Here is a 20,771-nt window from a genome sequence, read left to right on the forward strand (position 1 = left end):
AGGAATGCGGCAGAAACCGTCATGAGGGCCGCAGGGCGAAAGCGAATGTTGCAATCTGCGCACATGCCCGCGTAACCTGACACAAAGCGGACATAAGAGCCGGCATAGCCAACAGGGGACCCGCAATTGACGACCAGGACCAGTGACGGCGATTTTGTCGTCTTCGATCATGTCCAGAAAAGCTATGACGGGCAGATACTTGTCGTCAAAGATCTGAATCTTTCCATCGGCAAGGGTGAGTTTCTGACCATGCTGGGTCCTTCGGGTTCCGGCAAAACCACCTGCCTGATGATGCTGGCCGGGTTCGAAACTGCGACACATGGCGAGATCAGGCTGGACGGACGCAATATCAATATGGTCCCGCCGCATAAGCGCGGTATTGGTATGGTGTTTCAGAACTATGCCCTGTTTCCTCATATGACCGTCGGCGAAAACCTGGCCTTCCCGCTTGAGGTGCGGGGCATGGGCAAGGCCGAGCGCAGCGACAGGATCGCACGGGCGCTGGATATGGTGCAGATGGGAGCCTTCGCCAATCGCCGCCCGGCACAGCTTTCCGGCGGCCAGCAACAGCGCATCGCGCTTGCACGCGCGCTTGTCTTCGATCCGCAGCTTGTGCTGATGGATGAGCCTCTGGGCGCTTTGGACAAGCAGTTGCGCGAACATATGCAGTTCGAGATCAAGGAGCTGCATGAACGGCTTGGTATCACGGTGGTTTATGTCACCCATGACCAGTCCGAGGCACTGACCATGTCGGACCGCATCGCTGTTTTTAATGATGGCCGCATTCAGCAGCTTGCCCGTCCTGCAGATCTGTATGAGCGCCCGGAAAACAGTTTCGTCGCCGGGTTTATTGGAGAAAACAACGCGCTTGGCGGCACCATTTCATCGCTTGACGGCGATAAGGCAACCGTCCGCCTGTCCAATGGTGAGCTGATAGACGCAACGGCGGTCAATATCCGCGAGGTCGGTCAGCCGACAACGGTCTCAATCCGCCCCGAACGGGTCGAGTTCAAGCCCGAGATGATGGCTCCCGATGCGCATACCGTGGATGCCGAGGTGGCCGAGGTTATCTATATGGGGGACATTCTGCGAGCACGGCTCAAGGTCGCCGGGCAGGATGATTTCGTGATGAAATTCCGTAATACGCTGGGTCAGACGCAGCTTTCTCCTGGCGAACATATCCGCGTCGGCTGGCATCCTCAGGATGCACGGGCGCTCGATCCGGTCTGAATTGCCGGCCTGACGTAATCATGCGTCCAACGATAACGGCCAATGTGCCGACCAACATAAGAATGGGAGATTTCGATGAAAAAGACCCTGATCCTAACCACCGCTCTGTGCGGCATGGCCTTCGGCGCTTCGGCGCAAGAGGTCAATCTTCTGTCCTGGGGCGGTGCCTATGGCAACTCGCATCTGGAGGCTTACGCCAAGCCGTTCGAGGCTGAAACCGGCGTCAAGGTGACGATCGCCGATGCAGACAACCCCGCCACGCCGATCAAGGCGATGGTCGAGGCGGGCAATGTGACCGCCGATGTCGCCTCGGTCGAATATGCCGATGCGGTTCGGCTGTGCGACGAAGGCCTGCTGGAAGAAATCGACCCGTCCGTGCTGGTTGCCGCCGAGGACGGAACCGGCGCGATGGATGACTATATCGAAGGCGGCGTGACTGACTGCTTCGTCGGTACGGATGTCTATTCGATGGTCATGGTGTATGACGATTCGAAATTTGCCGACGCCAAGCCCTCGACCCCAGCCGATTTCTTCGACACCGAGCAATTCCCGGGTCAGCGCACCATGCGCAAGGGTGCCAAGTTCAATCTTGAATTCGCCCTGATGGCGGATGGCGTGCCTGCGGATGAGGTCTATGATCTGCTTGAGACGCCGGAAGGTGTGGATCGCGCCTTCGCCAAGCTGGATACGATCAAGGATAATGTCATCTGGTGGGAGGCGGGCGCACAGCCGCCGCAGCTTCTGGCGGATGGCGAAGTGTCGATGGCCTATGCGTTCAACGGCCGGATCTTCGACGCGGTGATGAATGACGATAAACCGTTCAACATCGTCTGGGACGGCCAGATCTACGAGATGGAAGGCTGGGTCATTCCGCAGGGTGCACCCAATATGGACGAGGCGCTTCAGTTCATCGCCTTCTCGACCGCGCCCGCCAATCAGGCCCGCGCTGCTGAATTCATCAGCTATGGGCCGCCGCGCAAATCGGCTGCCGCGATTGTCGGGAATATCGAAGGCACCGAAGAGCCGATGGGTCCGCATCTGCCCACCACCGAGGCGAATATGGGCAATGCGCTCGGGTCCAATCTCGACTTCTGGGTCGACTACGACTCAGAGCTGAATGAGCGTTTCAACGCCTGGCTTGCAGGCTGATCGCAACACCCGGCCGCGCGATACGTTGCGGCCGGGTCCTTCGCAGGAACCGGATATGGCGACACCACTCGACCCGCATGCCGCGATTGTGACCGAAGCGGCAGGGATCGATGACGGTCCGTTAAGAACCGTTGACGGTCAGCCGCTGGAAAAGGCTCTGGCACGAAGTTCCCGCGCAGCGCGTCGGCGGGCATTCATGCTTGTGCTGCCATTGCTGGCTTTCATTGTGATCACATTCATCATGCCTATCGGGCAGATGCTGTATCGCTCGGTCCATAATGATGGATTCGCGGCGAATATGCCGCAGATCTCGGCATGGTTTGCGGAAACCAAACCCGGAACCGAACCGGACGAAGCCGCCTATGCCGCGCTTGCCGCCGATCTGCTGGCATCCGCCGAAGCACGCAGCATCGGCGTGGTCGGCACGAGGATCAATTACGAAAAATCCGGTACACGGTCGCTGTTCACCTCGACTGGCCGTCAGGTCCGGCGCGGGATCGAGCCGCCCTATCGTGAGGCCCTTCTGGAGATAGACGATGAATGGGGCGATCCGGAATTATGGGGCGCGATGCGCAATGTGTCCTCGGCCTATACGGATTCCTTCTATCTCGCCTCGATAGACCGGACCCGCAATGCGCAGGGAGAGATCGAGCGTGTCGAGGAGCACCGGCGGATTTATATCACCCTGTTCATGCGCACTCTGGCACTGTCTGCGCTGATCACCGCGCTGACCTTCATTCTGGGCTTTCCTGTGGCGCATCTTCTGGCGACATTGCCGATCCGCAAGTCGAATATGCTGATGATTCTGGTGCTGCTGCCCTTCTGGACCTCGCTTCTGGTCCGCACGACATCATGGATGGTGTTGTTGCAGCAGCAGGGGGTTATCAACGACACGCTGGTCTGGCTGGGGATCATCGACCAGCAGGGGCGGTTGCAGATGATCTATAACCAGATCGGGACGATTGTCGCGATGACCCATATCCTGCTCCCCTTCATGATTCTGCCGCTTTATTCGGTGATGCGCACGATCAATCCGGGTTATGTCCGGGCCGCGCGTTCACTCGGGGCGACAAGCTGGACGGCGTTTCGCAGGATCTATTTCCCGCTGACCCTGCCGGGTCTTGGGGCAGGCGCGCTGCTCGTTTTCATTCTGGCGATTGGTTATTACATCACGCCTGCGCTTGTCGGCGGATCATCCGGGCAGCTTATCTCGAACATGATCGCCGAACATATGACCGGCACGCTGAACTGGTCGATGGCGGCGGCTCTGGCGGCAATTCTGCTTGGCGGGGTGCTGATCCTCTACTGGATCTATGACCGGCTGGTCGGCATCGACAATCTGAAGCTGGGATAGGGTCATGGCACTTCCGAAATACGCTTCCCCGCTGGAACGGATCTGGCACTGGAGCTATCTGGCGCTTTGTTCGGCGATCTTCGTCTTCCTGATCGCGCCGATCCTTGTGATCATTCCTCTCAGCTTCAATGCCGACCGCTTCTTTACCTTCACGCAGGAGATGCTGTCCTTCGACCCCGACGGTTATTCGCTGCAATGGTATGATGAGTTGCTGACCTTCGGCATGTCGGCCCCGGATGCTCCGCGGAACGGGTCGTGGTTCGCGGATATGTGGGCGAATTCGAAATGGGTGAATGCGGCGAAGAACTCTGTCATCGTCGGGATTTTCTCGACACTGGTCGCGACGGTACTGGGTACGCTAGCCGCTCTTGGACTGGCGCGGCCCGAAATGCCGTTTCGCCGGTTGATCATGGCGACGCTGATATCTCCGATGATCGTGCCGCTGATTATAACCGCGACGGGGCTGTTTTTCTTCTATTCCTCGGCCTGTGTCCCCGAGGGGTCTTGGCTGCATATGTTGCTGGGGCCATTCCTGTCCAATCGGGGCTGTCTGGCGAATACCTATACAGGTGTCATTCTTGCGCATGCTACACTGGGCATCCCCTTCGTCATCATCACCGTGACCGCAACGCTGATCGGCTTCGACCAGTCCCTGAACCGGGCGGCAGCCAGCCTTGGCGCCAATCCCCGCACAACCTTCTTCCAGATCACCATGCCGCTGATCCTGCCGGGGATCATATCGGGGGCGCTGTTCGCCTTCGTGACCTCGTTCGATGAGGTCGTTGTGGTTCTGTTCATCGCAGGACCCGAACAGCAGACCATCCCGCGCCAGATGTGGACGGGGATCCGGGAGCAGATCTCTCCGGCAATCCTCGCCATCGCAACGCTGCTGGTGGTGTTTTCAATTGCGCTGCTGACAACAGTGGAAATCCTGCGCCGCCGGTCCGAGAAGATCCGGGGGATTACGCCGTCTTAGTCACGCCCTGCGCCGCGTGTCGTCTGTCTACGGCAAAATCGCTAGCCAGACAGAGATTGTCAGCACCGACAACGTCGTTCCCACCAATACGCTGGACGCCGCAACGCGCTTTCCGGCGCTGTAGATCGATGCGAATAGGAATGCGTTCACGCCCGGCGGCATTGACCCCGTCACGACGGCGGAACGCATCGAGGCCGTGTCCAGTCCCAGCAGGGAGCCCAGTCCGAAGGTCACTCCGGGATGGACGATCAGCGATAATATGCAGCACATGGCGATGGCGCGGCCGTCGCCTTCGGGGCGATAGCGGAATAGGACTCCGCCAAGCGCAAACAGGGCTGTCGGCAACCCGGCCCGCGCCATCATGCCGACCGCGTCCCAGAACCCCTTCGGCAGTTCCAGACCTGCCTGCATCAGCCCGTTTGCGATGAAACCTGCAAGGATACCGATCACCAGAGGGGTGCGGATCACACCTTTCATGGCCCGCAGCGCGACACGTCCGACCGAGAGGTCCTGACCGCGTGAGCGGGTGAACTCCATCACCGTGATGCCGAACGTATAAATGACCGGAGAATGCACGGCGATGATCGTCCAGTTTCCGGCAAGCGCCTCGTTGCCATAGGCGCTTTGCGTGATCGGCACACCGAGAAGAAGCGAGTTCGAGAACAGACAGACAAAGCCGATGGCGACGCAATCCTCGGGCGGGCGTCCCATCCATCTTGCGCCCATTGCGCCAAGGATGAATGAGATGAACGCTCCGGTATAGAACGCGAACAGCAGGGACAGGTTGAACTCTGCCTGAAGGTCAAGCTGGGAAATGGATTGAAACAGCAGCACCGGGACCGCGAAATTCTGGGCGAAGCTCATGACGCCATCGACCGAGGATTCCGAAAACAGGCGCCGCCATACCGCAACATAGCCGAAACCCAGAACCAGAAAGACCGGCAGAACGACGTTGAACAATGCGCTCATGGCGCGGCTTCCAGCACCATCCCGTCATAGGCCGGAATCACATTGGCGGGGGTTTCTGCGTCGGTTGCCTGATAATCCATGTCGATATGCATGTTTGTCAGCACTCCCAGACCTGCCCCCGAACGTTTGATCCAGTCGAGCGTTTGCGCAAGATGGGTATGGCTGGGATGCGGATCGTGACGCAGCGCGTCGCAGATGAAGATTTCAGGAGAGCCGATGACCGGCCATGCGTCCTCCGGAATGGTCTGCACATCGGGCAGATAGATGATCCCGCCTTTTTGCGTCTCGATCTTCAGGCCAAGAGCGTTGATTTCCCCATGCGGTACTTCGAACGGCGTGATCCGCAGCGTCCCGCCTTTTCCGTCGAAGCTTGTCGTCTCTTCAAAGGGATGGAGATCGCAGATCGGCGGGTAGTTCGATTCGGGTGCGCTTCTGAAAATATAGTTGAACCGGCTGAGCAGCGCCTCGGTGGTAGGCGTGTCGGCATAGCCCTGAACGCGAGCGCGGGCATTATAGGCAAGCTGGCGCAGATCGTCGATGCCGTGGACATGATCGGCATGGGGATGGGTCCAGATCACCGCGTCCAGCGTCCGGACATCCGTTCCCAGCAATTGCGGCACCATATCGGGGCCGGTATCGACCAGAAGCACGGTTCTGCCGTCCTGACCGATCCGCTCAATCAGGATGGAACAGCGGCGACGGCGGTTCTTCGGATTGGCGGGATCGCAGGCACCCCAATTACCGCCGATGCGCGGCACCCCCCCGGATGAGCCACAGCCGAGGATGGTCACGCGGATCATGCCGCCGCCCTGGTGAAGAGCCGGTCGAAATTGGCGGAGGTCTGTGCGGCGAATTCCTCATAGGACAGCCCGAAGATTTCCGCCCCCTTCGCAGCGGTTCGGGTGACGAAAGCCGGTTCGTTCCGTTTGCCGCGATGGGGCGGCGGAGCCAGATAGGGCGCATCGGTTTCCACCAGAATGCGATCAATCGGTGCGGCGGCGAAGATTTCCCGCAACTCGGTCGAGCGTGGGAAAGCGGCGATGCCGGACATGGACAAATAGAACCCCAGATCAAGCGCCGCCTGCGCCAGCTCTGCCCCCGAGGAAAAGCAATGCATTACGCAGGAATATGCGCCCGCGCGATGCTCTTCGGTCAGAATGCGGGCCATATCCTCATCCGCATCGCGGGCATGGATGATCAGAGGAAGCCCGGTGCGCCGCGCGGCCTCGATATGGATGCGCAGCGATTCCTGCTGCGCGGCGGCGCTTTCGGCGGTGTAGTGATAATCCAGCCCGGTTTCCCCGATGCCGACGAATTTGGGATGCCGGGCCAATGCGACCAGATCTTCGACGGTTATCATCGGCTCTTCGGCGACGCTCATCGGGTGGGTGCCGGCAGCGTAGAAAATACCGTCATGAGATTCGGCAATGGCGCGGATTTTCGGCTCTTCTCGCAGCCTTGTGCAGATCGTGACCATGCGGGTCACGCCTGCGGCTTTCGCGCGGGCAATCAACTCGTCCCGGTCTTCATCAAAATTATGGAAATCGAGATGGCAATGGCTGTCCACGATCGAGACGGCCGCACCGGCATCGGGAAAGGGCATTGGTCAGGCTTTCATATGCGCCGGGGCCAACCCGGCCAGTTGGATCAGCATATCCATGACAAGTGCAGCAGGGTCAAGGTTGACAGCCCGTCCCGCGCGGGCACGCGCTGACAGATCCGACTGCGCTTCGGCCCAGATCCTTGCGGCTTCGGCATCGGGGCAGAGGCGGGCCATCAGCGCCCCCTCTCCGGCGGCGGCCTCGGGGATGGGGGCGCCCATCAGTCCCGACCGGGCGAGCCGCGTCAGGAACAGATCCAGCAGCGTGATGCGCAGGTCGAAGGGATCTCCCTCGGCGGTGGCGCGGCCCCCCGCCGCCTCGGCGAAGGCGCGGGCCTTGATGCGGTCGAAGCGGGGCAGCGTGTCGAAACATGCGATAATCTGGCCATAGACTTTCAGCCCGTCCTGCCCGGCCAGACGCAGCGCCTCGCCGACAGAGCCAGCCGAAAGGGCGGCGAGCGCTTCGGCATCCTCCTCGGTTCCCAGACCGGCCAGCACCTGCCGCATGGTGTCGGCAGGCAGAGGCGACAGCCGCAATTCGCGGCAACGAGAGCGGATCGTGGGCAGAAGCCGCGCCGGCTGATGCGCGATCAGCAGGATCACACCGCCCTGAGGCGGCTCTTCCAGAACTTTCAGCAGCGCATTCGCGGCAGAGTTGTTCATCTGATCGGCAGCATCCACGATTGCGACGCGGTGACCGCCTTCAGCGGCGCTCATGTGAAAGAATGACAGCAGAGCGCGGATATCCTCGACCCCGATTTCGGCCTTCAGCCGTCCGGTCTTGGCATCGAAGCCGCGCCGGACAAGATTAACGCGGGGCTCTGACAAGGCGGAAATGCGGCGGGCGACGGGATGTTCCGGCGGGATATGAAGGTCGTCAGCCTGACCCTCGGCCAGCAACCACCGGGCGAGCGCCCATGCCAGAGTGGCCTTGCCGATCCCTCTGGGTCCGGTGATCAGCCAGGCATGGTGCAATCGGTGTGCCTGCGCCGACGCGAGGAATTCCTGCACTGCATGATCATGCCCGATCACAGAGGCAGCATTGCGGGGGTGGGGCGCACCCGGAACGCGGTCGGATTCGGGCAGTTCCTCGGTCAAAGCGCGGCCCTGACACGCACGGCGATTTCGGCCTTTCCGCCTGTTCCGTCGATCATGCGGACCCGCTCGGGGTGCTGTGCGGCCAAAGCGGCAAAGCCCGCACGCAATTTTTCCTGAAAACCAAGCCCCATCGATTCAAAGCGATCCTCGTTTCCGCCCCGCGCCGCCCCCCTTGCGAGACCTTCGGACGGGTCGATATCGATTACGAATGTCCGGTCGGGTTCTATTTCGATCATCAGCCTGTGCAATGCCTCGACCTTGTCGGTCAGATCACCGCGGGTCGCGCCCTGATAAACCCGGGTGGAATCGGCGAAGCGGTCGGATATTACCGTGGCGTTTCGGGCAAGCGCGGGCAGGATGGTTCGTTCGATGTGATCGCGTCGCGCCGCATTGAACAGCAGAATCTCGGTCTCGGCGGACCATCTTTCCGCGCCTCCTTCAACCAGAAGGCGACGGATCAGCTCTGCCCCCTCCGAGCCGCCGGGTTCGCGGGTCAGCACGACCTCGTGGCCTTCTTCGCGCAGGGTTTCGGCCAGCAGCCGCGCCTGTGTGGATTTGCCGCTGCCGTCTATGCCTTCGAAGCTGATGAACATGCGCGGGCTTACTGCCTTGCCGCCTGCCATGCCTCGCCGCCAAGACGGAACGCCGCGCTGCGAAGGCGACCGACGAAACCCGCCGCGGGCACATCTTCAGCCGCGATCAGAGGCACGTTGGACGGGCCGACGCCGGGGATCTGGATTTGCAGCGTTCCCAGCCGGTCGCCTTTCGCGATCGGCGCCTCAAGCGGGCCGGAATACACGGCTTCGGCGGTGACGCCCTGTTCCGCAGCGACCGGCATCAGGACATTCAACCCGTTCTGCGTTGTCAGTGCGACATTGGATCTGGAGCCAAGCCAGACCGGCGCTTCGGCGACGGTTTCACCCTGCGGGACGACCTCTTTCATGGTGAAGTCGCGAAAGGCCCAGGCCGTGATCCGTTCCGATTCCTCGGCCCGGGCCTGTTCGGATGCCAGGCCGGTCACAACGAAGATCACACGCCGGTCGCCTTGTTTCGCAGAACCGACAAGACCATAGCCTGCTTCCTCGGTATGGCCGGTTTTCAGCCCGTCCGCACCGATCCCAAGCGTCAGCAGCGGATTGCGGTTGAAACGGTTCGCCGGAGCCCGGTTGTCATAGGGAAATTCGGTCATCGCGAAATATTTATACAGTTCCGGGAAATCATTGATCAGATGTTCCGACAAAATCCCCAGATCATGCGCGGTCATCACATGACCCGGAGCAGGCCAGCCAGAGGCATTCACGAAATGGGAATTGGTCATCCCAAGCGATTGCGCCTTGTCGTTCATCTGGCGGGCGAACGCATCTTCAGTGCCGGCAAGCCCCTCGGCCACGACGACACAGGCGTCATTTCCCGACAGGACGATGATGCCCTTGATAAGCTCTTCCACGGTGGGGCGGTCCTGCTCGTTCAGGAACATGGTCGATCCGGCCATCTGGCGTGCTTTGGTCGAGACGGGCAGGCGTGTATCAAGTTGCAGGCGACCGTCGCGCACAGCCTCGAACAGCATATAGACCGTCATCAGTTTCGACATTGACGCAGGCGGCACTTGCTGGTCAGCATTTTTCTCAAGCAGTACGGTACCGGTGCCGACATCGTAGACCCAGGCCGTACCGGCATTCGTGTCGAAAGCCGCTGCCTGAAGCGGCAGAAGCAGGGCGAAAAGGGCTGAAATGACTGCGCGCATGAAACTGCCTGTTGTTATCGGACGGGATGCCGGATTTGCTAAAGGATTACAGCATGAGCGAGGCTGTCGCAACGATTGGCTGGGGTTAAGGCTAACGCCGTCGCATAAGGGGATATGATGACAATTCCTGCAAAAGACATGGATTTTACGGTTTTCTGCATCTTCGATCACGATGCCGGAACCGTGTTCGAGGCGGTTGCCGATCCCGATCAGCTTTCGAAGCATTTCGTTATGGGAGGCGCGAAGGGGCGCATGGATGCCGGAGCCGTCGTGACCTGGGAATTCGCCGATTTTCCGGGTGCGTTCGTGGTTTCCGTCATCGAATCGGTGCCGGGTCAGCGGCTGGTCTTTGACTGGCCGAAGAATACCGGCACCGGACATAATCGCGTGACCTTCAGCTTCAGCGCGACAGAGCCCGGGCGGACACGGGTTGAGGTCTCTGAAGCCGGATGGGAACCGACGCCCGGCGGGCTTCAAGCTGCTTACGGCAATGTGATGGGGTGGAGCTATATGCTGGCCACGATGCGGACCTGGCTGGATCACGGGCTGGCGGTGCGTCCCGGCATGTTCCGCTGACGGGTGTTCAGCCCATGCCAAGCGGGTCGCTGCGTCTTTTTGCCCGCTCGGCATCTGCCCGCTCGCTGATGATGGCGATGGTCCCCCAGGTCAGACAATATATCCCGCCAATGCCCAGAACCAGCCAGCCCGGAAGCGGACCGATTGCTGCGCGTTCAAAAAATTCCTGCGACGAGACAAGCGGGCCGGGATGGACGATCAGCTTGCCGATATAGGCGACGGATTGGATCAGCAGTATCCAGAAGTAATTGCGGCGGATCCGGCGTCCGATCGCTGTCGACATGCTGACGTGATAATGCGGATGCAGATAATCTTCGGCCAGCCTGTACTGCCAGTGATCTTCAAGATGCAGATCGCCCTCTTTCAGCATCGGGGCGTAGAAATGCAGCTCCAGCCATCGGCATCTTGCACGCCAGACATTGAAATAACGATAGCGCCGCGCCTCCAGCATCAGGAAGAAGATGATCAGGATGCCGACCAGAACTAGAGGCAGCGGAGAGGCCTGCGGGGAGGAATAGGTGATCGACAATGCCACGCCCAATGTCACGACCGACCAGTTTGTCGTGGTATCCAGCCGGGTTCGCCAGATGGTCGAGCGATAGACCTCTCCGCGATAGAGATGCGCCACCGCGCCCATCTCTGCGGAATCCAGCTTCCTTCTGGGCTGTGCCTCGCCGTCCATGCGCTGCCTCCTCCATTGTCAGAGTGGCAGGGATGTGCCTGTTTCGCAAGCATTCCTTGCCGGGCTGACAGCGGAAGGGATCAGGCGTTAACCGCCTCGCGCCAGTGGCGTCTGCACAGCGAGACATAGGCTTCATTGCCGCCGACCTGAACCTGCGCACCCGAGGTCAGCACAGTGCCATCGGCACTGCGGCGGATCACCATTGTCGCCTTGCGCCCGCAGTGACAGATCGTGCGGACCTCGCGCAGATCGTCGGCAAGCGCCAGCAGCGCGGCGGAGCCGGGGAACAGCTCGCCGCGAAAATCCACCCGCAGACCATAGGCCATGACCGGAATGCCAAGATCGTCGGCGACACGGGCAAGCTGCCAGACCTGATCCCGTGTCAGGAATTGCGCCTCGTCGACAAAGACGCATGAGAGTTTGCGCCTGTCCGAGGCGATCAGCGCGAACAGATCCTGTTGCGGGTCGAATGCGGTCGCTTCGGCCGAGATACCGATACGTGAGCCGATGCGGCCCGGCCCTGCACGCGAATCCACCGCCGCCAGAAGCAGCAGAGTGTCCATGCCCCGTTCGCGGTAATTATAGCTCGCCTGCAGAAGCAATGTGCTTTTACCGGCATTCATGGTGGAATAGTGGAAATACAGTTTTGCCATGCCGTCAGATAGCCTTGACCGGGCAGGCCATCAAGCGTGACGCCATCCGCAGAAACTCTTGCAAAATTCGGCCCAGGGTGACAGAAAATGCGCGGGCGGCGGCGATAATCCCTTTGCGCGATTCGGCGCGTCCTCTTTTCATATCCAATTACAGGCATGATCCCATGCGTGATCCCTTGTTTCGCATGGCCCTTATTCTGGGCCTGCTTTCCGCCGTCGGTCCTTTTGCGATCGACATGTATCTTCCGGCGCTTCCGGAGGTTGCCGCCGATCTGAACACAAGCGAGGCCGGAGCGGCGCAGACGCTGACCTCGTATTTTATCGTCTTTGGCTTTGCGCAGATGATCTATGGACCGCTTGCCGATGCGATTGGCCGGAAATGGCCGCTGGTGATCGGCGTGGTGATCTTTCTGGCCGCCACGATTGCCGCCGCACTGGCCCCCAGCCTTGGCTGGCTGATCGCGGCACGCGGGTTGCAGGGCCTTGGCGCGGCGACGCTGATGGCTGTACCCCGTGCCGTGATCCGCGATCTGGCGACCGGGCCCGAGGCCGCCAGGATGATGGCGGCAATCATGATCGTGATCTCGGTTTCGCCGATGCTGGCACCGCTCAGCGGCTCTCTGGTCATGGCCTGGGGCAGTTGGCGCGAGATCTTCGCGGTTCTTGCCGTCGCGGCCCTTCTCAGACTGTTTCTGATCGTTTTCGTGCTGCCGGAAACACTCGCGCCGGAAAACCGTCAGCCGATCCGTTTTGGAAGAATGATCGCGGGTTCGCGCCGCTTGCTGAGCGATCGCCGCTTCATGGGGCTGACCATGATCGGAGGCTTCGGGATGTCCAGCTTCTTCGTATTCCTCTCGACCGCCAGCTTTGTTTATACCAGCCAGTACGGGCTGAGCCCGACCGGGTTTTCGCTTGCCTTCGCGGCGAATGCGATCGGGTTTTTCACGGCCTCGCAATTCGCGGGACGTCTGGCGATGCGCTTCGGGATGGAGCGTGTGATTGCAATCGCGATAACCGGATTTGCGGGAATGGCAAGCCTGCTGAGCATCATCGTCTGGGCCGGGTACGACGCTCTTCCGGTGGTGATGGCAGGGCTGTTTCTGGCGAATGCCTGCCTTGGTCTGGTCATGCCGACGGCAATGGTCATGTCGCTCGATCCGCATCCCGATATCGCCGGGTTGGCCTCATCGCTTGGTGGTACGTTCCAGATGCTGACCGGCGGCGTCATGATCGCGGTGATCGGTCCGTTCATGGACAACACCGCCTCGACAATGGTTCCGGCGATTGCCCTTTGCGCGGTTCTGGCCTGTGGAACAGCCGTACTGTCCCTGCCGCGTCTGAGGCTGAGACTACTGTGAACAAGAAAAGCCGCAGGGGTGACCCTGCGGCTTTCGGATTATCTGCGGGTGTTCGCGCTCAGCCCTGCTGGCTTTTCGGCCGCCGTGAGGGACGCCGCGCGGGTCGTTTCTGCGGAGCCGCACCGCCGCCATCTCGATTTTTATGCGGTGCAGGGCGTCCGCGCCCACGTCCGCGCAAAGCAGGTTTCTGCTCGGCGGGGGCGTCTCCGCCAATAACCGGGATCTGCGACTTCATCGCCCGCTCGATCGCCCGCAACTCACCGACTTCGCCGGGTGCGCAGAAAGCGACAGCGCGTCCCTCGCGTCCGGCCCGTGCGGTGCGCCCGATGCGGTGGACATAGTTTTCGGGCACGTTCGGCAGGTCAAAATTATAGACATGAGCCACCTGCGGAATATCCAGACCGCGTGCGGCGACATCCGTTGCCACCAGAACCTGCGCCTTGCCGTCACGGAATGCGGCAAGGGCGCGTTCCCGCTGGCCCTGAGATTTATTGCCGTGAATGGCGACCACGTCGAAGCCCCATTTCTCCAGCAGCTTGGCAAGTTTCTCACATCCGTATTTGGTCCGACCGAAGACAATCGCCAGCTCACCGGGATGTTTGGAGAGATATTCCGACAGCAGCGTCGCCTTGTCGCCCTGATTGACGAAATGGACGCCCTGATCGATCTTTTCCGCCGCCTGACCGGGCGGGTTGACCTGAACGCGGGCAGGGTTGGACAGATAGGTGCCCGCCAGTTCCTCCATCAGTTTCGGCATGGTCGCCGAAAACAGCAGGGTCTGACGGCTTTCCGGCAGCGATCTTGCGATGCGGCGCAGCGCATGGATGAAGCCGATATCCAGCATCTGATCGGCCTCGTCCAGAACCAGATATTCGGTCTTCGACAGGTCTACGGCCTTGCGGTCCAGAAGGTCGATCAGCCGTCCGGGCGTTGCGATCAGAACATCGACGCCACGCTCGATCCGCCTGATCTGAGTATTGATCGAGGCCCCTCCGACCACGCGGAAGCTGCGGATCGGGGTGCCTTGCGCGAAATTATCGACCGCTGCGGCGATCTGGGTTGCCAGCTCACGGGTCGGGGCAAGGATCAGGGCGCGGCAAGAGCCGGGCTCTGGCTTGCGGCCATGTGCAAGAAGCCGGGTCAGCATGGGCAGGCTGAACGCAGCGGTCTTGCCCGAGCCGGTCTGGGCAAGGCCAAGTATATCAGTGCCCTGCACGATATGCGGGATGGCCTGTTTCTGGATCGGCGTCGGATCGGTCAGCCCCATCGGGCCGAGATTTGCATTGATCCGCGGATCGATCCCCATTTCGGCGAAGGGGCCGATCTCGACCGGTTCGCGGGCCGGGGCGCGGCGGGCGTTGACATCGCCGTGGCGCGGTTTGCGCTGCGAGTCAGGGCGGGGTTTCTGGCCGCGACGAGGGCGGCGGAATTCAGCATTCATCAGATTGGGTCACTTGCATTTGCCACGCACCCGTATCGGGCGCGGCGAGGCGGCGTCAGCCGCAAGAGGGGTGCGGGCCCTGATACGGTGGCCCGGCGGTGCCCCTGCGTGTCGGTGGGAACCTTTCGAGATCCCGGCGCGACTGGCTGCACACGCGGCAGCACGCGACCCGGATGGCGGACAGATGGGGTGCAGAGCACGCCAAGTCAAGGGTTTTCTGCCGACAGCGCGACATGCCGACCCTGACTGCAGCCGATCCGGGAGTTGCCGACAGGGCCGTTCTGCCCGTCAGTTCTCCCGGAAGGCGCGGGACAGGCTGTCTTCTATCGGCTTGACCAGATACCGCGCGAAGGTGCGGGACTGGGTTTCGATCATCACCTCGGCGGGCATGCCGGGTGTCGGGCGGAAGCCGGTCACACGGTCCAGCTCTGACGCCGGAATGTCGATCCGGGCGACATAGACCTCTTTCGGGATCCCGTCCGTTTCAGTCGTCAGCGCATCCGCCGATACATAGATCAACTCACCCTCAAGAACCGGCGTCGTCCTCTGGTTCAGGGAGGTCAGGCGAACAGAGGCGCGTTGCCCGACCGCCACATCGTCCACATCCGTACGCGAAACATGGGTCTCGATCACCAGCGGCGCATCGTCGGGGAGGATTTCCACAATAGCTTTACCGGCCTCGATGACGCCGCCCGCCGTGTGGTAATACATTCTGACGATAGTCCCGGAGACCGGTGAGACGATCTCAGAGCGCTCCAGAATATCGCGTGCCCTCATCGATTGCTCGCGCACACTGTCCAGATCGGCTTCAATGGACTGACTTTCATCCAGGGCGGTCTGTATATGCTGGCGGCGCGTCTGTTCGATCTCGCTTTTGGCCTTGTTGACCGTTTCCAGCGTTTCGGCGATCTGCGATTTCAGCCGTTCGGCCTCGCCCTCGGCATTGGCGACGGCACGGGCCAGAGAGTTCAGTTCGCTGCGCTTGACCAAGCCGCGCTCAAGCAACTGGCTGCGCGTGTCGTGATCCTCGCGCAGCAGGTCAAGCTGGGTTTCCACTGCGGAAAGCTGACCGCGATATCCATCCGCACGAGAGGTTCCCGCCAGTATATTGCTTTGCAGCAGAACAATTTCGCCGTCCAGCTTCGCCTTTGCCGCGCGGAACGCGGCAAGCTGTTCGTTCATGATCATCGAAATCGCCGGGTCGTCAGCCTGATCGAGCAGGAAATCCGAGAAATTGGGGGTCTCCAGCCCGTCATATTCCGCCCGTAGCCGGGCGCTGATCGCTTCAAGTCTGGCGCGACGCAGTTCCAGTTCCCTCTTATTTGCCATCGCAGCGGTTTCATCCAGACGGATCAGGGGCTGACCGGCGCTGACGCTGTCACCCTCGCCGACGAGGATTTCGCTGATGATACCTCCCTCAAGATGCTGCACGATCTTGTTCTGCCCGGTCGCGACGAAGCTGCCGGGGGCCATGACCGCCGCCGCAAGCGGTGCGCGGAAAGCCCATGCGCCAAAGCCTCCGAATGACAGGACAAGCAGGACCAGACCGAAGATCAGATGTCCGGTGACCGAGCGTGGTACGCGGGCATAGAGGGCTTCGATAGAGCTGGGGCTGCTCATGATCTGGTCTCCGGGTCGTTTTCGGAAGAAGCGGTGCTTCTTTGCGCGTCAGAGGGTGGCTCTGCCTGCTTCGCCGCCGCCCGCTGCAGCCGTTCCGCCGCGCGGATCGCCTCGGGGGAAATTTGCTTCTGTTGAGATGGCCCGGCCGAAGGCTGCGCGGCTTGTGGCGTGGGCGGGATCACCTGTTGCTGTGGTGCGGCTTGGGCGGCCTGCTGTTGCGGGGCAGCCTGCGGTTGTTGTGCAGGCTGGGGGGCCGGTTGCTGTGGTGCCGACTGTTGCCGTACCGCCTGTGCGGCACCATTGCCCTGCCGGCTTTGAAGCGAGAGCTTCTCAAGCATCTGATCCCGGGCACCGAACAGGGCGATCTGACCGTCGGCCAGCAGCATGATATTATCGACATCCTTGAGGATGGAATATTTTTGCGTCACCACGACCACGGTCATGCCGTCTTTCTTGGCAAGTGCCATCGCGCGAGACAGCGCCTGATCGCCAGCCGTGTCCAGATTCGAGTTCGGCTCATCCAGCACCACCAGACGCGGGCTGCCGAAAAAGGCGCGGGCCAGACCGATGCGCTGTTTCTGACCGCCGGACAGGGGCGAGCCATCCGCCGCGACGATGGTTTCGTAACCCTCGGGCAGTTTGGCGATCATGTCATGCACATCGGCCAGCACGGCAGCCTGATAGATCTCTTCATCGCTGGCATCGGCCCGCATCCGGGCGATATTGTCCTTGATCGTGCCGGGGAAAAGCTGAACGTCCTGCGGCAGATAGCCGATGCACTGGCCAAGCTGCCTCTGGTCCCAGTTGCGCAGATCCATCAGGTCCAGCCGGACGCTGCCGGATGTCGGCAGGATCGAGCCGACCAGCATCTTCCCAAGCGTGGTCTTGCCTGCGCCGGATTTCCCGACAATGGCAAGCGATGTACCGGGGTTCAGCGAAAAGCCGATGGAGTTCAGCACAACGCGCTTGGTTCCGTTGGGAACATACAGCAGACGTTCGACATCAAGGCGGCCCTCGGGATGGGGCAGGCGCAGGCGCTGCGTATTCAACGGAGAGGATTTCAGCAGCGTTGCGATGCGACCATAGGCCGCCCGCGACAGCAGAACGCTGTTCCAGCCCTCGATTGCGCCCTCGATAGGTGCCAGAGCCCGGCCCGCGATGATCGAGGCCGCGATGACCATCCCCCCGGTGATCTCGCCTTGCAGGGCCAGATAGGCTCCCCAGCCGAGAAGCCCGACCTGAGTCAACAGCCTGACACCGCGTGAGGCTCCGGCGAAGATGATGTTGCGGTCCTGTGCGCGAACCTGCGCCGCCATTGAGGTAGCAGCATCGCGGCCCCAGATATTCACCGCTTCGGGGATCATCGCCAATGCGTTGATGATCTGAGAATTGCGGGCCATCGAGTCCAGATGCAGGTTCGATTTGCTCAGATGCCGGTTGGCGTCAGAGAAGGGCTTTGCGGTGACCCTCTGGTTGATCATTGCGATCACCAGCAGCACCAACGCGGTGGTCAGCACGATCAGGCCGAGATGTGGGTGAACCAGAAAAATCGCCAGGATGAAAATAGGAGCGAAGGGCAGGTCCAGAAAGGACAGAAGCGTGCCGGAGACCAGAAAGCTGCGCACCTGCTGAAGATCGCCCAAAGTCTGGTATTCCTGACCGTTGCTGGCCAGTGATGCACGGGCTGCGGCGGACAGCACCGGCGCTCCAAGCCGTGCGGACAGATCGACAGAACTGCGCAGCAGCATCCCGCGGCGGATTGCGTCGAATGTCACCTGCAAAAGCACCGCGCCGATAATGACGAGTGTCAGCATGATCAGCGTATCGGTCGAGCGGCTGGTAAGCACCCGGTCGGAAATCTGGAAAAGATAGATCGGAATCGCCAGAACCAGAATATTGGTCACGCCGCTGAACAGCAAAACACCAAGAATATTCAGCCACAGCCTGCGTATTGTTGCCGGCAAAGCCCCGGCGATATCCGCCTCGGGGACGCGCTTGTGAAAGGCCGCTGCCGAGGCGTTGCCGCCCGGAGCAGGAAGATCCGGCAGCCTGCCGGCCTTCTGGTCGATGGTCGGCCCGGTCCCCTCCGGGTTGACCCGCGGCGCCTGCGATTTGCCGCCCTTCCAGCCGACATTCATCTCGGGTTCGAGACGCAGCTTTTCTGTCGTCTGGTTCTTCGTCATGTAACCACGGTATCCATTACGTCAGAGGAAATTGCCTGGTCTGCGCCGATCGGCCGGAACTCATTATCGTCCAGATCCTCGCCGATCATGCCTTCAGCCAGAAACAAGACCGCTTCGCTGGCAAGCGTCGTCGAGCTTTCAGGCATCAGCGGCGCGTCAGAGGACACAAGCTCGGCCTGATAAAGCAGTGCGTCGGTGTAAATTTCTCCACCGACATAGATGTTCGAATCGACGCCGAATTCCTGGACCGTGGCGTTGTTGATCAGCACATTCGACCCGGTGATCGTCTCGCTGGTGCCTTCTCCGGCGGCCAGCTTGTCGCGATAGAGCTCAACCTGATCGGCATCGCCCAGAACATTTGTCTGCCGGATGACATTCACCGAAACGAGATCTTTTTCGATATTCAGGACGCGAACCACTTCCAGCCCCTTCAGAGCCGGGTCGTCCAGAACCGACTGCGGAAGCCTGAATTGTCCGTCCGGAGTGCTGCCCATCTTCGTGCCCGAATCCGGGCTTGCGTCTCGGAAATTCTCAGCGCCGACTTCGATCACCACGGCCTGATTGATCAGAACATTGTCGCTGGTGCTGATCGAGCCGTTGCTTTCAGTGGTAACCACCCGGTCATCGTCCAGCAGCACATTATCCTGCATGATCGCGTTTACGTTGATGATGTTCCCGTTGGCGATGATGACATCGTACTGATACCCCAGCTCGGTCAGCGAAACCGAGTTCGTCGCGCCGTTCTGCCCGAATACCAGCATGGTCTCCTGAGCGTGCAGGGTAATCGATGTGATATCGTTGTCGGTTATCAGATTATACTGATCGACCCAGTTCAAGCTGACAAGGCTGCCCTCAAGCGTCGCCGTCACCCAAAACTGAGGGCCGCCATCATCGGCCTCCGGAATTGGCCGGGGATTGGAGATCGTCAGATAAGCGGCATAGTTCAGCGCTTCCGTATCGTTCTGATCGGTGCGGGTCTCTTTCGTTCCGTCCGGTCCGGTCACCAGATCGTTGTCGCTGATGATATTCGTCTGGCTGATCAGCGTATAGTTATAGACGCTGCCCGCTGCGGTTACGACCGGCGCCTGTATCCAGGCGGATGTGATGCTGGCATCGTTGATCAGCGTGTTGTTGCCGTGCACGACTTCATGGCCTGCTTCCTCAGGTTTTGTCACAGTGGCAGGTGTGGCCGATTTCGCAGCATTCTCCTCGGGGTCGCTGATATTGGCCGGGCCGTTCCCGGTCGATCCGGTGGTGACATTCTCTTCTGGTGCGTCTTCCTTCTTCTGCTTTTCCGCCGCCTTTTTCTTGGAGGCGCGGTATTTCGGCATCAGCGCATCTATATCGGGGGCGCTTTCGACCTCTTCGCCGTCCTGATACAGTCCCTCGGCGTCCTGTTTTGTCCGGGTCGACGTTTCTACGCGCACGTCAAGTTTTTCCGGCGCAGCCATGCCCTCGAATGACCTAGCCATTTCGATGAACGCGGCCTCGGTCGCGGGAAGCTCGACATCGACGCTGACTGCGGTCTTTGCCGACAACTCCATGAGTTCTGCCATTCTGGCATCAATGACGGCCAGATCGACAACTCCGCTTTGGAACTTGTCAGCATCCAGTTCGTCGTCATCATGCGACCAGTTTCGCTGCGTGACGATCACCGCGACGGACCCAGGAACAGGCAGTTCGAATTGGGGAATGGCTTCCGTTACATCTATAGACGGCACATTTGTAGAAAATGGCGACGGAGATGAAATCGTGACCTGTCCTGAAATCGGACGGACGCTGAGCTCTGGCAGATCGTCGCTATATGACCACCATTGCGATGCCTGCGGCTCGGGCTGAGGAGAGAGTTCATAAGACGTATCCACCTCGACCGGAGCATCGGGAGGCGGCTGATACGAAATATTCGGAATATAGTTCGTCAGTTTGTAGGGGAATGTGTTGGCGATATCGAGCGGTTCGATCTCGACCTCTTCCGGCTCCGTCTTCAGCGCAGAGAGCTCGTCATACTCGATGCGCATCCGACCGCGCTCTTCAGAGAACTGAAATACTCCGATGAAGTGCCAGATTGCTTCTTCCGCGGGGCTGATTGTCAACATTTGGAGACTCTCCCTCTGGAAATCAGTTACCGGAAAATGACC

18 protein-coding genes are annotated in these 20,771 nt (G+C 60.5%); 6 read left to right on the plus strand and 12 right to left on the minus strand.

Translation table 11 applies throughout. From position 1 onward, the window contains the following. Positions 1-126 precede the first annotated feature (126 nt). The 4 genes from PAE61_RS03000 (at position 127) to PAE61_RS03015 (ending at position 4,709) form a co-directional block, all read left to right on the plus strand. On the plus strand, positions 127-1,230 hold the full coding sequence (locus PAE61_RS03000) for an ABC transporter ATP-binding protein (protein ID WP_271113943.1): 1,104 nt from the start codon (positions 127-129) through the stop codon (positions 1,228-1,230). A 75-nt stretch (positions 1,231-1,305) separates the two neighbouring features. After that, positions 1,306-2,379, plus strand: coding sequence for an ABC transporter substrate-binding protein (locus PAE61_RS03005; RefSeq protein WP_271113944.1), 1,074 nt, complete (start codon positions 1,306-1,308; stop codon positions 2,377-2,379). 55 nt (positions 2,380-2,434) lie between these two features. Further along, positions 2,435-3,733 (plus strand): ABC transporter permease, encoded by a 1,299-nt coding sequence (locus PAE61_RS03010; RefSeq protein ID WP_271113945.1) that lies wholly within the window; start codon positions 2,435-2,437, stop codon positions 3,731-3,733. Between the two features lie 4 nt (positions 3,734-3,737). Beyond that, the gene (locus PAE61_RS03015) at positions 3,738-4,709 is read left to right on the plus strand and encodes an ABC transporter permease (protein WP_271113946.1); all 972 of its coding nucleotides are present in this window, start codon (positions 3,738-3,740) and stop codon (positions 4,707-4,709) included. Positions 4,710-4,736: 27 nt separating this feature from the next. On the opposite strand, the gene PAE61_RS03020 is transcribed toward PAE61_RS03015, so the two are convergent. The 6 genes from PAE61_RS03020 to PAE61_RS03045 are packed head-to-tail and all read right to left on the minus strand — an operon-like array spanning position 4,737 to position 10,120. Then, positions 4,737-5,678, minus strand: a complete 942-nt coding sequence (locus PAE61_RS03020; protein ID WP_271113947.1) for an AEC family transporter — start codon at positions 5,676-5,678, stop codon at positions 4,737-4,739. After that, positions 5,675-6,478 (minus strand): MBL fold metallo-hydrolase, encoded by an 804-nt coding sequence (locus tag PAE61_RS03025; protein ID WP_271113948.1) that lies wholly within the window; start codon positions 6,476-6,478, stop codon positions 5,675-5,677. Before PAE61_RS03025 ends, PAE61_RS03020 begins: the two co-directional genes overlap by 4 nt. Then, entirely contained in the window at positions 6,475-7,281 is an 807-nt protein-coding gene (locus PAE61_RS03030) for a TatD family hydrolase (protein ID WP_271113949.1), read from the minus strand. The genes PAE61_RS03025 and PAE61_RS03030 overlap by 4 nt, the downstream gene beginning before the upstream one ends. A gap of 3 nt (positions 7,282-7,284) precedes the next feature. Continuing rightward, positions 7,285-8,376: a DNA polymerase III subunit delta' gene (locus tag PAE61_RS03035; protein WP_271113950.1), complete on the minus strand. Its 1,092-nt coding sequence runs from the start codon at positions 8,374-8,376 to the stop codon at positions 7,285-7,287. Beyond that, positions 8,373-8,999, minus strand: coding sequence for a dTMP kinase (tmk, locus tag PAE61_RS03040; RefSeq protein ID WP_271113951.1), 627 nt, complete (start codon positions 8,997-8,999; stop codon positions 8,373-8,375). The genes PAE61_RS03035 and tmk overlap by 4 nt, the downstream gene beginning before the upstream one ends. Continuing rightward, entirely contained in the window at positions 8,978-10,120 is a 1,143-nt protein-coding gene (locus PAE61_RS03045) for a D-alanyl-D-alanine carboxypeptidase family protein (RefSeq protein ID WP_271113952.1), read from the minus strand. Before PAE61_RS03045 ends, tmk begins: the two co-directional genes overlap by 22 nt. Before the next feature lie 117 nt (positions 10,121-10,237). Between PAE61_RS03045 and PAE61_RS03050 the strand changes: the two genes are divergently transcribed. Next, the gene (locus PAE61_RS03050) at positions 10,238-10,696 is read left to right on the plus strand and encodes an SRPBCC domain-containing protein (RefSeq protein ID WP_271113953.1); all 459 of its coding nucleotides are present in this window, start codon (positions 10,238-10,240) and stop codon (positions 10,694-10,696) included. Between the two features lie 7 nt (positions 10,697-10,703). Here the strand turns inward: PAE61_RS03050 and PAE61_RS03055 are convergent, their stop codons facing one another. Together PAE61_RS03055 and PAE61_RS03060 are read right to left on the minus strand one after the other, a co-directional pair. Further along, positions 10,704-11,378 (minus strand): DUF2270 domain-containing protein, encoded by a 675-nt coding sequence (locus PAE61_RS03055; RefSeq protein WP_271113954.1) that lies wholly within the window; start codon positions 11,376-11,378, stop codon positions 10,704-10,706. An 80-nt stretch (positions 11,379-11,458) separates the two neighbouring features. Further along, positions 11,459-12,031, minus strand: coding sequence for a thymidine kinase (locus PAE61_RS03060; RefSeq protein ID WP_271113955.1), 573 nt, complete (start codon positions 12,029-12,031; stop codon positions 11,459-11,461). 164 nt (positions 12,032-12,195) lie between these two features. Between PAE61_RS03060 and PAE61_RS03065 the strand changes: the two genes are divergently transcribed. Then, positions 12,196-13,389, plus strand: a complete 1,194-nt coding sequence (locus tag PAE61_RS03065; RefSeq protein WP_271113956.1) for a multidrug effflux MFS transporter — start codon at positions 12,196-12,198, stop codon at positions 13,387-13,389. Positions 13,390-13,447: 58 nt separating this feature from the next. Here the strand turns inward: PAE61_RS03065 and PAE61_RS03070 are convergent, their stop codons facing one another. The 4 genes from PAE61_RS03070 to PAE61_RS03085 form a co-directional block, all read right to left on the minus strand. Next, entirely contained in the window at positions 13,448-14,830 is a 1,383-nt protein-coding gene (locus PAE61_RS03070) for a DEAD/DEAH box helicase (RefSeq protein WP_434803096.1), read from the minus strand. A gap of 288 nt (positions 14,831-15,118) precedes the next feature. After that, positions 15,119-16,450 carry an HlyD family type I secretion periplasmic adaptor subunit gene (locus tag PAE61_RS03075; RefSeq protein WP_271113957.1) on the minus strand — a complete coding sequence of 444 codons (1,332 nt, stop codon included), beginning with the start codon at positions 16,448-16,450 and terminating at the stop codon, positions 15,119-15,121. Further along, positions 16,447-18,633 carry a type I secretion system permease/ATPase gene (locus PAE61_RS03080; protein ID WP_271113958.1) on the minus strand — a complete coding sequence of 729 codons (2,187 nt, stop codon included), beginning with the start codon at positions 18,631-18,633 and terminating at the stop codon, positions 16,447-16,449. Before PAE61_RS03080 ends, PAE61_RS03075 begins: the two co-directional genes overlap by 4 nt. Next, positions 18,630-20,729 (minus strand): hypothetical protein, encoded by a 2,100-nt coding sequence (locus PAE61_RS03085; RefSeq protein ID WP_271113959.1) that lies wholly within the window; start codon positions 20,727-20,729, stop codon positions 18,630-18,632. The genes PAE61_RS03080 and PAE61_RS03085 overlap by 4 nt, the downstream gene beginning before the upstream one ends. Positions 20,730-20,771 lie beyond the last annotated feature (42 nt).

Source organism: Paracoccus aerodenitrificans (assembly GCF_027913215.1).
In the GTDB taxonomy this organism is placed as follows: domain Bacteria; phylum Pseudomonadota; class Alphaproteobacteria; order Rhodobacterales; family Rhodobacteraceae; genus Paracoccus; species Paracoccus aerodenitrificans.

What these genes read in the sequence shown, in the direction of transcription:
- PAE61_RS03005 (WP_271113944.1), top strand. Translation starts at nt 1,306, where the DNA reads ATGAAAAAGACCCTGATCCTAACCACCGCTCTGTGCGGCATGGCCTTC.
- PAE61_RS03010 (WP_271113945.1), top strand. Translation starts at nt 2,435, where the DNA reads ATGGCGACACCACTCGACCCGCATGCCGCGATTGTGACCGAAGCGGCA.
- PAE61_RS03015 (WP_271113946.1), top strand. Translation starts at nt 3,738, where the DNA reads ATGGCACTTCCGAAATACGCTTCCCCGCTGGAACGGATCTGGCACTGG.
- PAE61_RS03020 (WP_271113947.1), bottom strand. Translation starts at nt 5,678, where the DNA reads ATGAGCGCATTGTTCAACGTCGTTCTGCCGGTCTTTCTGGTTCTGGGT.
- PAE61_RS03025 (WP_271113948.1), bottom strand. Translation starts at nt 6,478, where the DNA reads ATGATCCGCGTGACCATCCTCGGCTGTGGCTCATCCGGGGGGGTGCCG.
- PAE61_RS03030 (WP_271113949.1), bottom strand. Translation starts at nt 7,281, where the DNA reads ATGCCCTTTCCCGATGCCGGTGCGGCCGTCTCGATCGTGGACAGCCAT.
- tmk (WP_271113951.1), bottom strand. Translation starts at nt 8,999, where the DNA reads ATGGCAGGCGGCAAGGCAGTAAGCCCGCGCATGTTCATCAGCTTCGAA.
- PAE61_RS03045 (WP_271113952.1), bottom strand. Translation starts at nt 10,120, where the DNA reads ATGCGCGCAGTCATTTCAGCCCTTTTCGCCCTGCTTCTGCCGCTTCAG.
- PAE61_RS03050 (WP_271113953.1), top strand. Translation starts at nt 10,238, where the DNA reads ATGACAATTCCTGCAAAAGACATGGATTTTACGGTTTTCTGCATCTTC.
- PAE61_RS03055 (WP_271113954.1), bottom strand. Translation starts at nt 11,378, where the DNA reads ATGGACGGCGAGGCACAGCCCAGAAGGAAGCTGGATTCCGCAGAGATG.
- PAE61_RS03060 (WP_271113955.1), bottom strand. Translation starts at nt 12,031, where the DNA reads ATGGCAAAACTGTATTTCCACTATTCCACCATGAATGCCGGTAAAAGC.
- PAE61_RS03065 (WP_271113956.1), top strand. Translation starts at nt 12,196, where the DNA reads ATGCGTGATCCCTTGTTTCGCATGGCCCTTATTCTGGGCCTGCTTTCC.
- PAE61_RS03070 (WP_434803096.1), bottom strand. Translation starts at nt 14,830, where the DNA reads ATGAATGCTGAATTCCGCCGCCCTCGTCGCGGCCAGAAACCCCGCCCT.
- PAE61_RS03075 (WP_271113957.1), bottom strand. Translation starts at nt 16,450, where the DNA reads ATGAGCAGCCCCAGCTCTATCGAAGCCCTCTATGCCCGCGTACCACGC.
- PAE61_RS03080 (WP_271113958.1), bottom strand. Translation starts at nt 18,633, where the DNA reads ATGACGAAGAACCAGACGACAGAAAAGCTGCGTCTCGAACCCGAGATG.
- PAE61_RS03085 (WP_271113959.1), bottom strand. Translation starts at nt 20,729, where the DNA reads ATGTTGACAATCAGCCCCGCGGAAGAAGCAATCTGGCACTTCATCGGA.